Source organism: Chamaesiphon minutus PCC 6605, from assembly GCF_000317145.1.
In the GTDB taxonomy this organism is placed as follows: Bacteria; Cyanobacteriota; Cyanobacteriia; order Cyanobacteriales; family Chamaesiphonaceae; genus Chamaesiphon; species Chamaesiphon minutus.
In genome coordinates, this window is record NC_019697.1 from 1,529,640 (window position 1) to 1,544,246 (window position 14,607).

A 14,607-nucleotide genomic window follows, 5' to 3' on the forward strand; every position below is an offset into this window, starting at 1 on the left:
CTTAGGACTTCCCTTTAACAGATTTTAGTAAGGCAACGGCAATGAACTTATTAGCAATTGACGAATTAGCGGCTAAAGCCGCAGCATCGCACCCATCGTGTATTTCGATCTACGTTTATGCTCGACAACGTGGGGTGCCGATCGTCCCGTCAGAGTTTGCTATTTCAACATCTCCAAACAATCGATCGTGAATTATTGATATTTATTTTGGATTTTTAAAGCATTAATAATGTCAGCGATCGCAGGCAGATCGCATAGTCTGTGCGATCTTAACAACATACGTCCTCACCAGATCGCACCCTGCTCGGATCGAAATTCTAGCTTGTCACTATCTCGTCATATTTGCGATCGATACTGAAGATAGTTATCTAGGATCGGTTATTGGATTTGGCTGTAATTCGTTGGCGGAGCCTCTGTGAAAGAGAATCGACCGATCGAGTTTTAGACAGGAGCCGATCGAGGTAGAGCTAAACCGCTTAGAGCGAACGAGCTTTGAGATTCAGAGAACCAAATATTTACTAAAAATAGCGATGAAAGGATTAGCTGGAAAGACGGCATTAATTACAGGGGCGAGTTCGGGCATCGGTCAAGCGATCGCCATTCGACTCGCTCAAGAAGGTTGCAATGTTGCCATCAACTACCGTAAAAGTGTTGAAGAAGCTGCCGAGACTGAAGCACAGGCGATGCAAACAGCTTGTGGGCAAGTCGAAAATTGCGGCGTAAAATCGCTACTGGTTCAGGGCGATGTATCTAAAGAAGAGGACGTTATCGAATCGATCGAGATGGTTGTCGAGCGATTTGGGAGTTTAGATATCCTGATTAATAATGCCGGAATTCAAACAGAGTCTCCTTCCCACGAGCTATCAGCCGCTGAATTCGATCGAGTTTTAGATATCAATCTTCGGGGTGCATTTCTGTGTGCGCGGGAGACAATTAAACATCTATTATCGCGACAAAAATCTGGCAGTATTATCAATATTTCTAGCGTCCATGAAATCATTCCGCGTCCTACATATTTAAGCTATTCAATTAGCAAAGGTGGGATGGGGAACTTGACCAAAACGCTGGCATTAGAATATGCCGATCGACAGATCCGAGTTAATGCGATCGCGCCTGGTGCGACTGTGACACCAATCAATCAAGACTGGATCGACAACCCAGACAAAAAAGCTGTTGTCGAGAGCCATATTCCGATGGGGCGGGCTGGCACATCCGAAGAAATGGCTGCCGCCGTCGCATTTCTCGCTTCAGATGAAGCCGCTTACATTACCGGACAAACACTGTATATCGATGGTGGACTCACCCTCTACGCTGATTTTCGCGAATCCTGGTCTGCCTAAAACCAGAAAATTACCTGGGCGAGGATCTAGAAAATGCCATCATGCCCGATGGCACAATTCGACGACGCTAAAATTCACGATCGGGAGGTATAGCCATGACCGCAGAAGAGGAACGACTGACAGCAGACAGAAATCGCCAAGCCTACTGGCGCAGATGGGGACCTTATTTGAGCGAACGTCAGTGGGGCACCGTTCGAGAAGATTATAGTGCCGATGGTAATGCTTGGGCACATTTTCCGCACGACCAGGCGCGCTCGCGAGCATATCGTTGGGGTGAAGATGGGATTGCCGGAATTTCTGATAATCATCAACGGTTGTGTTTTGCGATCGCATTATGGAATGGCAAAGATCCGATTCTCAAGGAGCGGCTATTTGGGCTGACTGGCCCCGAAGGTAATCATGGCGAAGATGTCAAGGAGTACTACTTCTATCTCGACAACACGCCCAGTCATGCCTATATGAAGTATCTCTACAAGTATCCACACACCGCTTTTCCCTACACCCAACTCGTGCAAGAGAACCAGCGGCGGGGTTATCACGAGCCAGAAGTTGAGTTAGCAGATACGGGCATCTTTGATGACGATCGCTATTTTGACATTTATATCGAGTATGCCAAAGCCACGGACGAAGACATTCTGATTCAGATTACCGCCATCAATCACGGTGCGGAACAGAGTACGCTCCATTTATTGCCAACACTCTGGTTTCGGAATACTTGGTCGTGGGATCTTAACAGTCCCAAACCGCAGTTACAGCAGGGAGATAGTAAAGGAGCGAGTAGTGTCATCACAGCATCTCATCCTACTCTGGGCGATCGCTATCTCTATTGCCAGTCTACAGCACTACTATTTACCGAAAATGAGACTAATTCCGATCGATTATTCGGTACTCCCAACTCATCGCCCTATGTCAAAGATGGCATTCACGACTACATCATAAATGGTCGGACTGAAGCTGTAAATCCCCAACAAATCGGCACCAAAGCCGCCGCCGATTACGAACTGACGCTAGCTGCCCACCAATCGCAAACCATCCAGTTACGTCTGACAAATCGTGCCGATTTAGCCACACCCTTCGCCGAATTTGCAGATGTGTTCGCACTGCGTCAGCAAGAAGCGGATGAATTCTATCAGCGCATCACGCCCAATCAGATCTCAGATGATGCGCGAAATATTCAACGACAGGCATTTGCCGGACTGCTGTGGACGAAACAGTACTACCATTACGTGGTTGCAGATTGGCTCCAGGGCGATCCAACCCAACCGCCACCGCAGCGTCACAATCCTCGCAATTCGGACTGGATTCATTTGTTTAACGATGACATCATTTCGATGCCCGATAAGTGGGAATTTCCATGGTTTGCAGCTTGGGATCTGGCGTTTCACTGCATTCCTCTGGCAACGATCGATCCCGACTTTGCCAAACGACAATTGCAGCGGCTGACACGGGAATGGTATATGCACCCGAATGGGCAGATTCCCGCCTATGAATGGCATTTTGGCGATGTCAATCCGCCCGTTCATGCTTGGGCGACTTGGCGCGTCTATCAGATCGAGCAGGAACTCTACGGACGCAGCGATGCACAATTTCTAGAGCGCGTGTTTCAGAAGTTATTGCTCAACTTTACCTGGTGGGTAAACCAAAAAGACCACAACGGCAACAACATTTTTCAGGGTGGGTTTTTAGGATTAGATAATATCGGTATTTTCGACCGCAGTGCCGAGCTACCGACGGGTGGATATCTCGAGCAATCCGACGCTACTAGTTGGATGGGGATGTATTGTTTGAATATGTTAGAAATTGCCCTAGAACTGACAAAAACCAATCCCACTTATGAAGATATTGCCAGCAAGTTTTTCGAGCATTTTCTGTACATTTCCGATGCTATGAATCATGTCGGCGAGGAGAATGTGCCGTTGTGGGATGAAGAAGAGCGGTTTTTCTACGACGTGTTGCACTTACCTGACGATCGACATCACCATCTAAAAGTTCGATCGATGGTCGGATTAGTGCCGTTATTTGCCACCGGAATTTTAGAATCGTCTACTTTAGACAGATTACCTGATTTCAAGCGTCGCTTTGAGTGGTTCATCGACAATCGCCCCAACCTACAACGCAATCTGGCGGCTCTGTCAACATCAGGAGCGCGATCGAGGCGATTGCTGGCGATCGTCAATCCGATCGAGCGACTCAAACACGTCCTGCAAAGATTGCTGGATGAAACCGAGTTCCTCAGCCCTTATGGAGTGCGATCGCTCTCGAAAATTCATGCCAAACAGCCCTACACGTTCGCTGAAGGGGGACAAATACATACCATTGCCTATGAACCTGCCGAATCAACTACAGGCATGTTCGGGGGCAATTCCAACTGGCGGGGGCCAATTTGGTTGCCGATGAATTTTCTGATAATTGAATCGCTCCAGAAGTTTCACAGTTATCTGGGTGATGAATTCACAGTAGAATGTCCGACTGGCTCGGGACAGTGGCTGACATTAGCAGAGGTGGCAACCGAGCTATCGCACCGAATTATCGGTATTTTCGAGCAAAATGCCGCCGGGAATCGCCCAGTGCATGGGGGTAATCACCGATTTCATACCAACCCTCACTGTCAAAATTTATTGCTATTTTACGAATATTTCAATGGTGATAATGGTGCTGGTTTGGGCGCAAATCATCAAACGGGTTGGACGGGTTTAGTTGCAACTTTGATTCGCGATTGTAGCGAATCGGACATCACTCAGACTCAATATCTTCAATCGATCTCCTCAACTGTCGATCGATGCTGAAATCAAAGCCAAGCTAGATGCGGCAAATTTACAAGTAACAACAGATTTATGCCAGGGAACTCCGACAACCGAGATTTTAGAGGTAGCTCAAATGGAGGAGATTAGCGCGATTGCCATTTCTACTGGCACGATCGGGAAATTTCAGGAGTGGATTGGGGCTAGTTTTGCAGCAGAATTACTGCGTCTGAGCTGGTCGCCAGTATTGTTTTTCCCTCCTCCCTGCTAGATTTAGCTGCGCTCGGCCATCAAAACTCACATAATTACGGGAGTTGCAATATGTTAATCAAAGTCAAAACCCTCGCAGGTTTCAAATTGCATAGCCTCGACGGTGAAATCAGCAAGGCAAAAGAATTCTACTTCGACGATCGACACTGATTGAATTTCGCCCGACCTTTGATGTCGGTTTCACGAGCGTTATTAATTTTGCGATGCTCTCGACGATCGCGGCGATCGGTTACATCTGCGTTTTTAAGCTTCAACAGTCTGCACTCAGCTTTAAATCGCAAGCGGAGGTTCCGTGTCATCGCTGTCGATATTTCAACAATAATCTCTATCTCAAGTGTGCGATCTATCCAGAGATTGTCTTTACCGAAAGATCGATCGATTGTGTCAATTATTACCCAAAAGATCGGAGTATCGTCGAAAAAAATTTATTCTGTAAAAATACAAAAAACAAGTAGTCAGCTAATGCCATGCTCTATAAAATTACTGAAAAATAAACCAAAATCTCTCAAGTAAAGCGCGATCGAGTTCGAGCAACTTAAAATTTATTCAGTTTGTATTAAAATCTAGCTTTCGGTAGATATTTGTTCGATTTTTTTAGTATAAATTCATTCTAGATATATCAGCTATTTATGTTGTGAGTACAGAAATATCCACTGTTTGGAACAAAATCCAAGGCATGGCAAACGACTTTATCATTTTATTGCCAAATATCGTCTTGGCACTGATTGTCTTCGCCATTTTCTTTTTCACGGCCAGAACCCTCAAACGAAAAGTTAGACGATTGACGCGCGATCGGTCATACGCTCGAACAGTTGGCGCAAGATCGGGATCGACCCCATGTGCCAGCGGTTAACAACAATTCATCCAGCCCTACTACTCAAACCGATCGATGAAATCCGCTAAGTTAGGCAAACTGTGGGACTCGTTACATTCTAGCTTCTGGTTTGTGCCAACTCTGATGCTGGTGTTGGCGATCGGGCTATCATTTATTACCATCGGGATCGACCAGAGCGCAGACACCAACATCATCGAAAAACTAGGCTGGGCTTATTCTCTCGGCCCTAGCGGTTCGCGGGCGATCCTGTCGGCGATCGCAGGTTCGATGATGAGTGTTGCGACCACGGCGTTTTCGATTACGATCGTCGCACTTCAGTTGGCATCTTCCCAGTTTGGCCCGCGCTTGCTACGGAACTTCATGCGAGACACGGGCAACCAAGTCGTCCTGGGCACCTTCATTGCTACGTTTGTGTATTGTTTGATGGTGCTACGCACAATTAATGGGGTCGAAGAAAATGAGTTTGTCCCACACCTGGCAGTAACTGTCGGGATTGGTTTGGCGATCGCCAGTATTGGCGTATTGATTTATTTTATCCATCATTCCGCTGCATCGATTCAGGTCGATCGAGTCATCAAAAAAGTGGGTGACGATCTCGATAAGACGATCGATCGACTTTTCCCCACACAGATTGGACGCAGTGCCTCACAGCAGCCAGAAGCGGAGAGTCTAGCCGATATTCCTGCTGACTTCGATCGCCTTTCCCGTGCCATCACAGCCAGAGAAAGCGGCTATATTCAAGCGATCGATGACAACCAACTGATGCAGATTGCGACCGAAAATAATCTACTGCTGCGAGTGGAGCAACGTCCCGGTCGCTTTGTAGTCAAGGGTAGTCAACTGATGCGCGTCTTTCCAGAAGAAAAGATCGATCGGCAGCTTGCAGCCAAGATCGCCGATACGTTTGTGCTTGGGATCGGGCGCACCGAGCAGCAAGATCTGGAGTTTTCGATCGACCAACTGGTAGAAATTGCCGCACGCGCTTTATCGCCAGGAATTAACGATCCGTTTACGGCGATCCGCTGCATCGACCAGTTAAGTGCGGCTCTATGTCATTTAGTGCAACAAGAAATTCCCTCTCCTTATCGCTACGACGATCGGGATCGACTGCGGGTGATTGTTGAACCAATCGCCTTTGCAGATGCGATCGATGCTGCCTTCAACCAGATTCGGAAGTACGGTCAGTCTAGTGTAGCTGTTACGATGCGGTTATTAGAGGCGATGGCCACAATCGCACCGTTTACACATCGGGAACTAGATCGCACCGCATTACAGCGTCATGCAGACGCGGTAGAACGTGGCAGCCATGCCGGAATTAAGGAGGAACTGGATCTCCAAGATGTGCAGGAGCGGTATCTGATTGCTGTCAAGGCGATCGCGCAGCCCTAAACCCCACTCGATAAATCCAACAAATGCTCGTGCCCAATATTTTTCAGTTCAAAATTTTCGCTAGCCGACAGTCACATCATCCAGTTGACGGTCGTTCGAGCTGGGATTTTTGCCAGCATCGATCGCGCTCGTTGGCACAGCCTCTTCCCTGGCGAATCGCCTCAATAACGATTTGTATCGGATTATGGATGATACCGAGCGTCAGTGTGGCACAAGACACCCCGCCAGTCGCGGTACCATCACCCTCGCCGCAGATATCTACGCCGACGGATGGCGTATTTTTTGCAGATATTATGGTGAGGGGACAGGTGATTTTACAAATTGGCAGTCTTGATAATCTCAGTGCGAGCGATCGCGCTAGGATCATCAATCGTCGGATTGCGAGTTTTCTGGCTCAATCCCAATCAAATGGAGCGATTACCGTCCAAACTGACCTACAGCGAGGGGTTGCCACCCTCCAACGGAATAATCGGATTCTGATGACTGTCACCCAACAGGATGCCCAGGATTTTGGGGTGGGTGTCGAGGCATTGGCGCAGCAGTGGGCAACGGCACTCAATCGAGCCTTTGACGAACCACCGCTAGCGATCGATGTCGGACAGAGGCTTTACAGTACGATCCGCCAGTTTCAGAGAGATAGCATCGATCGATTACCAAGCATTTTGGGCGCAATGCTGACTGTGTTGGTGACGATGTTTTTGGCTGGCAGTATCAAACAAATTACATTAGCAGCTTCCGAGCGGTGGGAAATCGATTACAACTCCAAAACGTTAGTAAGTCGCATAGTCTACAGCAGTATTTGGGTATTCGGCACGCTCGTCGCGCTCGGCGTGTTGGGATTGAACTTTGCCACGCTGGTTGGCACGCTAGGACTGACAAGTGTGGCAATTGGCTTTAGCTTGCGAGATATTCTGAGCAATTACTTCTCTGGCATTATTTTACTGGTGTCGCGACCATTTCGGGTTGGCGACCAGATTATCATTCAAGACTTTGAGGGCACTGTAACTTACATTCAACTCCGTGCAACTACACTAATTACTTACGATGGACGTACGATTTCGATTCCCAATCTCCAGGTGTTTACCGCCACGATTATCAACAATACGGCATCAGAGTTGCGGCGCAGTTCGTTGACAATCGAGATTGACTACGACACAGATATTGCGCGGGTAAAAGAGGTTATCCATCAAGCAGCAGTGACAGTCGAAAGTGTTGTCGCCGATCCACCACTGGACATCCTCGTGAGAGAACTTGCAGTAAGTGGTGTCAAAATCGAAGTTCGGTTTTGGGTAAATTCGCGGCGGTTATCTTTTCTAGAATCAACTTCTCAAGTCGCGCAATCTATTAAAGAAGCAATGCAAGCGGCTGGGATCGCTTTGCCTAACGAAGTTTACACCGTCCAATTTAAAGATCTGCCAAGGAGCTGCGATGCTCCGTCAGAGCGACTAAGTGATGTTGGGGTAAAGGGAGAGGGGTAAAGGGCTGATGGCGATTGGGTTCCCTTTCCCTTCCCCTATTTCACTGCTGGTACCACCCTGCCAATTTTGCTAGTACAGATTCTGTGGGCGAACATGGTTGGTCTTGCTCGATAGACATTTCGGCAAATACCCGAATATACTAAGGTAGTAAACCTACCAAACTTAAATTATGGCAACAACCGAACCAATCGCCAGAATCGAGGCTCGAATAGCACCAGAGCTAAAGGCAATGTTTCAGACAGCAGCGGACATCGAGAACATCACGCTATCTGAATTCTTGTGCAAGAGCGCGAGAGAAGCCGCGCAGAGTATCATCGCTAACCACAATGTCCTGAAACTCAGTGCTGAGGATAGCAGGGCATTCGCTGAAGCTATTGTGAACCCCGCAGAACCAAATGAAGCACTCAAGGCGGCGGCTAAGAGATACAAACAGGAATTTGGTAGTGCCTCTTAGTATCGAACTATTGACAAGCAAGAAACACGATCGCAGCTTATTTACCTGCGGAGAACAGAGTCTAGATGAATACATCAAGCTCAGAGCGTCCCAAGAGTTGAAGAAGACTGTATCTACCCCATTCGTACTGCTCGAACCACCAGAGAAGACGGTACTAGGCTACTACTGTTTGTCTTCATACTCGATCGATGTATCCGACTTGGACGAGCCAATAGCCAAAGGTTTACCACGGTATCCATTGCTACCCTCGACATTACTCGGTAGATTGGCTGTCGATGTTAGTTGTCAGGGGAAAGGATACGGCGGTTACTTGCTATTGGATGCGATGAAGAGAACATTAGAGGCAACCCGAACAGTAGCATCAGTCGCGATTGTGGTTGATGAGATCGATAGTAATGCCACCAAATTTTATTTAAAGTATGGTTTTAAAGCGTTCCCTAGAATGCCAATGAAGCTATATATCTCGATGGAGTCGATCGCCGAATTGGGACTTATATAGAAATAGGTTTGGATACAGGAATTCGCATGGCATCGATCGGCAAGCGAGAAAGGGACTTTAGAGGATGTCTGAAAACTCAATTTTGTTAAGCTCAAACCCTAGAGAATCCCCCCTAGCCCCCCTTAAAAAGGGGGGAAACGGATTTTAAAGTCCTCCTTTTTAAGCTACCGTGTATACACAAGTCTGGAGGGAAGCGAAAACCCTAGAAATCCCCCTAAATCCCCCTTTTCAAGGGGGACTTTGACCGGATCTTAGCCCCCTTTTTAAGGGGGTTTGGGGGATTTAGATCTAGAAACGAAGTCAATCAGACTTGTGTATACACGGTAGCCTTTTTAAGGGGGATTTAGGGGGATTTGCCCAGCGTAAACGAAGCAATTAGACTTTTCAGACATCCTCTTATATCAATTCTCTAAATTCCGGCTACAGATAAAGCATCTAATATATAATCCCATCCCACAATAGAGGCAATCACTTCTACTGTCATTTCTTCTCACCGATTTTTCACGATCTCCCGCAATTCCTCCAAATTACGTGGCAGTTTCCATCTCAATCCTCTTTTTAGATGCTGCCATACTCTGGCTTTTGCCGCTCGCGGCAACAACCGCTCAATTGGATTTAGTTCTGGAGTATAATGTTTGTAGTCCAACACCTATCGCACTGTTGAATTGAGATCGGATTCATTCACGATCGCATCCCCGGACTGAGAAACTTCACTAGTTGCTCGATCGCCGATCGAATCGCTTCAGGCTCTGTACATTGGATCAGTGCCAAAGGTTGCCCAGCTTCAGATTGGACTCGAATTAATGCGGCAATTACCAGATTGAACTTCCAGGCGAGCTGCGAGCGCGAGCGATCGGGAAGTGCCCGTTGTAACACATCCAAAAATGCCTCCATCGATGCCGCAAATTCATCCCTCACAATACTCTTGAGCGGTTCGGGTTCGGCCCAACAACGCCCCATAAATTGAGTGTGGACGAGTAATAACTCTTTGTCTTGAGCCAAAAACTCTAGAGATGGTGTGAGTAGTGCGGTCAAGATCGCTTCTACCGTCGGCACTCGACCCCCCTCCTGAAGTTGTGCGAGCAGTGCCAATTCTTGCTCGACGATCGGACGAGCAAACCGCTTAACCGCTGCTCGAAACAGCTCTTCCTTTGACCCGAAGTGATAGTGAACCGCCGCCAAGTTGACATCTGCCTCCCCAATCACCGTTCTTAATGTAGTGCCAGCAAAGCCTCGCTCGGCAAAGAGTCGTTCTGCAACACTAATGATTTGTTCTTTGGTATCGGTTGTTGTCGTACTCACAATTTCCTGCATTGGTTCGAGTTATATCAATTGTAATTGAGAACTTGTCCGTCCCCAGGTAATCCCGATCTCGGACTAACGTTGAGGGCGATTTCAGATTCGCACGTTGCAATTTACTAAAATATCTGTTTTAATTATATCAAACGAACGTTTGAATTAAGGTCATTCGACTAAAGCTTAACTTAATTGGCAAAATACTTGATTGGACAGGGGTTTTGTGGTTTTAAGAAGCCGTTTGACCGTCTATCGATTTGTCCTGATATTAAAACATTCGTTTAATTGTGACTGGTTTCGATCGAAAGCTTGCTGGACTGACAAATTTACAGGTTACAGGAGGGATCTATGACATTGACATTACGTAAATTGCCACCAGATGTGCCCACTGTTCGCCCTTCGCAGCAGAGTATTTGGCAGGGAATTGTCGATCGAACTCCGTTAGGCTGGCTGCAACTCAAGAAAAGTAAATCGCGGCTGCTAGTCGCAATAGCAGGCATTGGCTTTGCCGATTTGTTGATGTTTGCGCAACTCGGCATTCAAGCAGCATTATTTGATAGCAATACCATGCTCAATCGCGCTATGGATGCAGATATCATCATCAGTAGTGCTCAATATCGAGACTTAAATCTGGCCAATACTCTACCCCGCCGTCGTCTCTATCAAATTAAAGATATCCCTGGCGTCCAATCTGCCGAACCGCTGTATATATCGACGATCGTGTGGAAAAATCCGCAGACTCGGCGCAAAACTCAACTCACACTGGTGGGGCAAAGTCTCGATCGACCTGCGTTCGCCCTTGAAGAAGTCAATCGGAATCTGGATAAGCTCAAGCAGCCCGATACCTTTTTGTTCGATCGCTTGAGCCGAGGCACATACGCAGATGTCGTTGCCAAAGTTGCCGCCGGACAATCTGTGAAAACGGAAGTTCAACGTCGCACGATCGAAGTCACCGGACTGTTTTCACTCGGTGCTTCATTTGCGACAGACGGAACGCTCATAACTAGTCCAGAAACTTTTCTGCGCTTTTTTCCCGATCGCAGTTCGGGACAAATCACCTTGGGATTAATTAAAGTTCAACCCGGAGTCGATCCCGATCGAGTCCTCGCCCAGATCGCGGCCATCTTACCGCCCGATACGATCGCCTCTACAAAACAGCAATATGTAGACAACGAACAAGCCTACTGGCAGCAAACTACCCCAATTGGCATCGTGTTCACCTTTGGCACAGTCATGTCATTTGTCGTGGGGATGGTAATCGTTTTTCAGATTCTTTCGACTGACGTGAATGAGCACATGAGCGAATATGCCACGTTTAAGGCGATGGGATATCGCGATCGCTATCTGCTGGCGATCGTGCTGGAACAATCGCTGATTCTGGCATCGCTGGGATTTGTCCCTGGTTTAGCACTCGCATTAGGGCAATACACACTCATTCAGAACCTCGGTGCTTTGCCAATTGCCATGACCGTGGAACGGCTAATTCTGGTCTTTTCACTCACGGTGGCGATGTGTGTAGTCTCAGGAGCGGTGGCAACTCGCAGGCTGCAATCTGCCGATCCAGCCGATAATTTTTAGGAGCCAACATGAATCCAGCTTCAATACTCACCTGGGATCGTATATTTGTTCGGTCTCCCGTCAGACCATCTCCAGTCAGGCTATCTCCAGTAATTAAAGTGGAGCACTTAGACCACTTTTTTGGCGAAGACGAACTGAAAAAACAGGTGCTCTTTAACATCAATCTTGCCATTAATGCTGGCGAGATCGTTATCTTGACTGGCCCCTCTGGTTCGGGGAAAACGACGTTATTATCGCTGATGGGTGGCTTGCGATCGCCTCAATCCGGCAGTTTGCGGATACTGAACACCGAACTGGTTGGTGCGCCAAAAGCGGTGGCAGTAGAAGCACGTCGCTCCTGTGGTTATATCTTTCAGGCACACAATCTCCATACCAGTTTGACCGCTATGGAGAACGTGATGATGGGGCTAGAAGTCCACGGCACTTATTCGCGATCGGAGCGGCGCGATTTAGCCCTGCACATGCTAGAAGTGGTGGGTTTAGGAAAACGGACTCAATATTATGCAGAAGCTCTTTCTGGCGGACAAAAACAGCGCGTGGCGATCGCCCGTGCCTTAGTCAGCCGTCCTCAAATCGTGTTAGCCGATGAACCCACCGCCGCACTAGACAAACAATCGGGGCGTGACGTGGTAGAACTGATGCAAAAACTAGCAAAGCAACAGGGCTGCACCATCTTGATGGTGACACACGATAACCGCATTTTAGATGTTGCCGATCGCATTATCCACATGGAGGATGGGCATTTAAATTAATTGAGAATTGAGAATTGGGTAGTTAGAGGATGTCTGAAAACTCAATTTTGTTAAGCTCAAACCATAGAGAATCCCCCCTAGCCCCCCTTAAAAAGGGGGGAAACGGATTTTGAAGTCCCCCTTTTTAAGGGGGATTTAGCGGCGTTTTTATTCGGGGGGAACCCCCGAATAAAAAAACGACAAGACAGGGGGATTTACCCAGCGTAAACGAAGCAATTAGACTTTTCAGACATCCTCTTAGGATGGGGCGTTAAACTCCTGCGGTTCGTTAAGCAACTAAATTGAGTCGGTGCCAATTATCCACTCCCGCAGCTACTCCCTTCCAACTCCAGAAATAGACAATCCAGCTCTGTAATGTCTGTTATCTATTCACTATCCACTATCCCCTATCCCCTACCCACTATCCACTATCAACTATCAACTATCCCCTATCCCCTATCCCCTATCCCCTATCCCCTATTATGTTCGACAAATTAGAAAGACAGACCAAACTGAATGTTAGCGGCAAACAAACACCATTAATGTGGTGGGGAACTATTGCCCTGATTGCCATCAGTGGCGGCGGGATTCATCTACGGCAACAGCAAGCAGCACAGCAAGCAGCGGAATCGAAAGCGCAATCGATCGTCGTCGCAACTAAAGCGGTACCAATAACCGTCACAGCTTTGGGGAAACTGGCACCTAAAGGGGAAGTTATCAAGCTGTCTGCACCCACATCAAACGAAGGTGTCAAAATTGATAAGTTGTTAGTAGAAGAAGGAACGACAGTTAAATCGGGACAGTTAGTCGCAATTTTGGATAGTCAACGACGCTTACAAGCAGCAGTAGATGAAGCTAAAGCAACAGTCAACGTTGCCCGAGCGAATCTGGAAAAAGTCAAAGCTGGAGCTAAGCAGGGCGAAATTAATGCTCAAAAAGCCACGATCGCTAAATTGCAAGCCGAGCAAGGGACGGGAATAGAAGCTCAGAAAGCGACACTTGCTAGAGTAGTGGCCGAAACAGCAACTCAATCCGAAGCTTACAAAGCCACAATCGCCAAAATTGTAGCCGAAACAGCAACTCAAATTGAAGCCCAAACAGGAGCCATTGCCGAAGCCCAAGCCGGACTTGCTAACGCTCGATCTGAGGATAAACGTTATGCCACCCTCTATCAACAGGGTGCGGTTTCTGCTTCTAACGGCGATAGTAAGCGGTTAACTTTATTAACCGCACAGCAAAAAGTCAATCAGGCTCTAGCAAATTTAAAACGCATTGAATCTTCTGGTAAGCAACAACTAGCCGAAGCCCAAGCCAATTTACGCCGGATTGAAACATCGGGACAACACCAGATCGATGAAGCGCGAGCTAATTTGCGAAAGCTCGAAACATCAACGCAACAACAGGTCAAAGAAAGTCAATTTACCCTTGCTAAAATCGCGGAAATACGTCCGGTAGATGTCCTGTCTGCCGAAACAGAGATCGACAGTGCGATCGCCTCTCTCAAACGTGCCGAAGCAAATCTCGCTCAAGCTTATATTAAGTCACCTCAAGATGGTCAAATCTTAGAAATTTTTGCACGTCCGGGAGAAGTAGTTGGTACTAATGGGATTGCCGATCTTGGTAAAACTAGTCAAATGTATGGCGTGGTGGAAGTATACCAAAATGATATTAATAAAGTTCGCATTGGGCAGAAAGTAAACATCACCAGTAATTCTCTACCTAGTAAATTGCAAGGGACGATCGAGCGAGTTGGCGTTCAAGTCAAACGTCAAAATACGATTAATGCCGATCCTAGTAGTAATATCGACGATCGAGTTGTAGAAGTTCATGCAATTTTAGATTCAAAGTCCAGTCAACTGGCGGCTAAGTTTACCAACTTACAAATTCAAGCAACGATCGATCTCAAATAAATTACTAACAGAAGAGAATTGGCGTATTCCCAATGACAGATTAACCCTCAATTTCAGAGTGTTAGAAAGGAAGAGTCACAAGTTTT

13 protein-coding genes and 1 pseudogene are annotated in these 14,607 nt (G+C 47.2%); 12 read left to right on the forward strand and 2 right to left on the reverse strand.

Annotation, left to right across the window (positions count from 1 at the left end):
* The first annotated feature begins 41 nt into the window (after nucleotides 1-41).
* The 4 genes from CHA6605_RS33795 (at nucleotide 42) to CHA6605_RS32635 (ending at nucleotide 4,352) form a co-directional block, all read left to right on the forward strand.
* On the forward strand, nucleotides 42-191 hold the full coding sequence (locus tag CHA6605_RS33795; protein ID WP_157259893.1) for a hypothetical protein: 150 nt from the start codon (nucleotides 42-44) through the stop codon (nucleotides 189-191).
* Between the two features lie 339 nt (nucleotides 192-530).
* Complete coding sequence (locus CHA6605_RS07070) at nucleotides 531-1,340, forward strand: glucose 1-dehydrogenase (RefSeq protein ID WP_015158805.1); 810 nt, start codon at nucleotides 531-533, stop codon at nucleotides 1,338-1,340.
* Nucleotides 1,341-1,435: 95 nt separating this feature from the next.
* Nucleotides 1,436-4,126: an MGH1-like glycoside hydrolase domain-containing protein gene (locus CHA6605_RS07075; RefSeq protein WP_015158806.1), complete on the forward strand. Its 2,691-nt coding sequence runs from the start codon at nucleotides 1,436-1,438 to the stop codon at nucleotides 4,124-4,126.
* A gap of 1 nt (nucleotide 4,127) precedes the next feature.
* Nucleotides 4,128-4,352 (forward strand): universal stress protein, encoded by a 225-nt coding sequence (locus tag CHA6605_RS32635; RefSeq protein WP_232432280.1) that lies wholly within the window; start codon nucleotides 4,128-4,130, stop codon nucleotides 4,350-4,352.
* A gap of 127 nt (nucleotides 4,353-4,479) precedes the next feature.
* On the opposite strand, the gene CHA6605_RS33800 is transcribed toward CHA6605_RS32635, so the two are convergent.
* The gene (locus tag CHA6605_RS33800; protein ID WP_157259895.1) at nucleotides 4,480-4,650 is read right to left on the reverse strand and encodes a hypothetical protein; all 171 of its coding nucleotides are present in this window, start codon (nucleotides 4,648-4,650) and stop codon (nucleotides 4,480-4,482) included.
* Between the two features lie 335 nt (nucleotides 4,651-4,985).
* On the opposite strand from CHA6605_RS33800, the pseudogene CHA6605_RS32640 reads away from it, so the two are divergent.
* The 5 genes and pseudogenes from CHA6605_RS32640 to CHA6605_RS07100 all read left to right on the forward strand — a co-directional run.
* Nucleotides 4,986-5,168: pseudogene (locus tag CHA6605_RS32640) on the forward strand (mechanosensitive ion channel family protein); the annotation flags it as partial.
* 72 nt (nucleotides 5,169-5,240) lie between these two features.
* A complete protein-coding gene (locus CHA6605_RS07085) occupies nucleotides 5,241-6,575 on the forward strand; it encodes a DUF2254 domain-containing protein (protein WP_015158809.1) in 1,335 nt (444 codons plus the stop codon).
* Between the two features lie 188 nt (nucleotides 6,576-6,763).
* Nucleotides 6,764-8,053 (forward strand): mechanosensitive ion channel family protein, encoded by a 1,290-nt coding sequence (locus CHA6605_RS07090; RefSeq protein WP_015158810.1) that lies wholly within the window; start codon nucleotides 6,764-6,766, stop codon nucleotides 8,051-8,053.
* Between the two features lie 169 nt (nucleotides 8,054-8,222).
* Entirely contained in the window at nucleotides 8,223-8,507 is a 285-nt protein-coding gene (locus tag CHA6605_RS07095; protein ID WP_015158811.1) for a type II toxin-antitoxin system TacA family antitoxin, read from the forward strand.
* A complete protein-coding gene (locus CHA6605_RS07100; RefSeq protein ID WP_015158812.1) occupies nucleotides 8,497-9,006 on the forward strand; it encodes a GNAT family N-acetyltransferase in 510 nt (169 codons plus the stop codon). Before CHA6605_RS07095 ends, CHA6605_RS07100 begins: the two co-directional genes overlap by 11 nt.
* A 681-nt stretch (nucleotides 9,007-9,687) precedes the next feature.
* Here CHA6605_RS07100 and CHA6605_RS07105 read toward each other — a convergent pair.
* Nucleotides 9,688-10,320: a TetR/AcrR family transcriptional regulator gene (locus tag CHA6605_RS07105; protein WP_015158813.1), complete on the reverse strand. Its 633-nt coding sequence runs from the start codon at nucleotides 10,318-10,320 to the stop codon at nucleotides 9,688-9,690.
* A gap of 330 nt (nucleotides 10,321-10,650) precedes the next feature.
* On the opposite strand from CHA6605_RS07105, the gene devC reads away from it, so the two are divergent.
* The 3 genes from devC (at nucleotide 10,651) to CHA6605_RS07120 (ending at nucleotide 14,521) form a co-directional block, all read left to right on the forward strand.
* A complete protein-coding gene (gene devC, locus CHA6605_RS07110) occupies nucleotides 10,651-11,880 on the forward strand; it encodes an ABC transporter permease DevC (RefSeq protein ID WP_015158814.1) in 1,230 nt (409 codons plus the stop codon).
* Nucleotides 11,881-11,888: 8 nt separating this feature from the next.
* On the forward strand, nucleotides 11,889-12,632 hold the full coding sequence (locus CHA6605_RS07115) for a DevA family ABC transporter ATP-binding protein (RefSeq protein ID WP_015158815.1): 744 nt from the start codon (nucleotides 11,889-11,891) through the stop codon (nucleotides 12,630-12,632).
* Nucleotides 12,633-13,093: 461 nt separating this feature from the next.
* Nucleotides 13,094-14,521, forward strand: a complete 1,428-nt coding sequence (locus tag CHA6605_RS07120) for an HlyD family efflux transporter periplasmic adaptor subunit (protein ID WP_015158816.1) — start codon at nucleotides 13,094-13,096, stop codon at nucleotides 14,519-14,521.
* Nucleotides 14,522-14,607: the final 86 nt, after the last annotated feature.

Coding starts and splice junctions, on each gene's coding strand:
- CHA6605_RS07105 (WP_015158813.1), bottom strand. CDS start 10,320: ATGCAGGAAATTGTGAGTACGACAACAACCGATACCAAAGAACAAATC.
- CHA6605_RS07075 (WP_015158806.1), top strand. CDS start 1,436: ATGACCGCAGAAGAGGAACGACTGACAGCAGACAGAAATCGCCAAGCC.
- CHA6605_RS07070 (WP_015158805.1), top strand. CDS start 531: ATGAAAGGATTAGCTGGAAAGACGGCATTAATTACAGGGGCGAGTTCG.
- devC (WP_015158814.1), top strand. CDS start 10,651: ATGACATTGACATTACGTAAATTGCCACCAGATGTGCCCACTGTTCGC.
- CHA6605_RS07120 (WP_015158816.1), top strand. CDS start 13,094: ATGTTCGACAAATTAGAAAGACAGACCAAACTGAATGTTAGCGGCAAA.
- CHA6605_RS33795 (WP_157259893.1), top strand. CDS start 42: ATGAACTTATTAGCAATTGACGAATTAGCGGCTAAAGCCGCAGCATCG.
- CHA6605_RS07085 (WP_015158809.1), top strand. CDS start 5,241: ATGAAATCCGCTAAGTTAGGCAAACTGTGGGACTCGTTACATTCTAGC.
- CHA6605_RS07090 (WP_015158810.1), top strand. CDS start 6,764: ATGATACCGAGCGTCAGTGTGGCACAAGACACCCCGCCAGTCGCGGTA.
- CHA6605_RS07095 (WP_015158811.1), top strand. CDS start 8,223: ATGGCAACAACCGAACCAATCGCCAGAATCGAGGCTCGAATAGCACCA.
- CHA6605_RS33800 (WP_157259895.1), bottom strand. CDS start 4,650: ATGACACGGAACCTCCGCTTGCGATTTAAAGCTGAGTGCAGACTGTTG.
- CHA6605_RS07115 (WP_015158815.1), top strand. CDS start 11,889: ATGAATCCAGCTTCAATACTCACCTGGGATCGTATATTTGTTCGGTCT.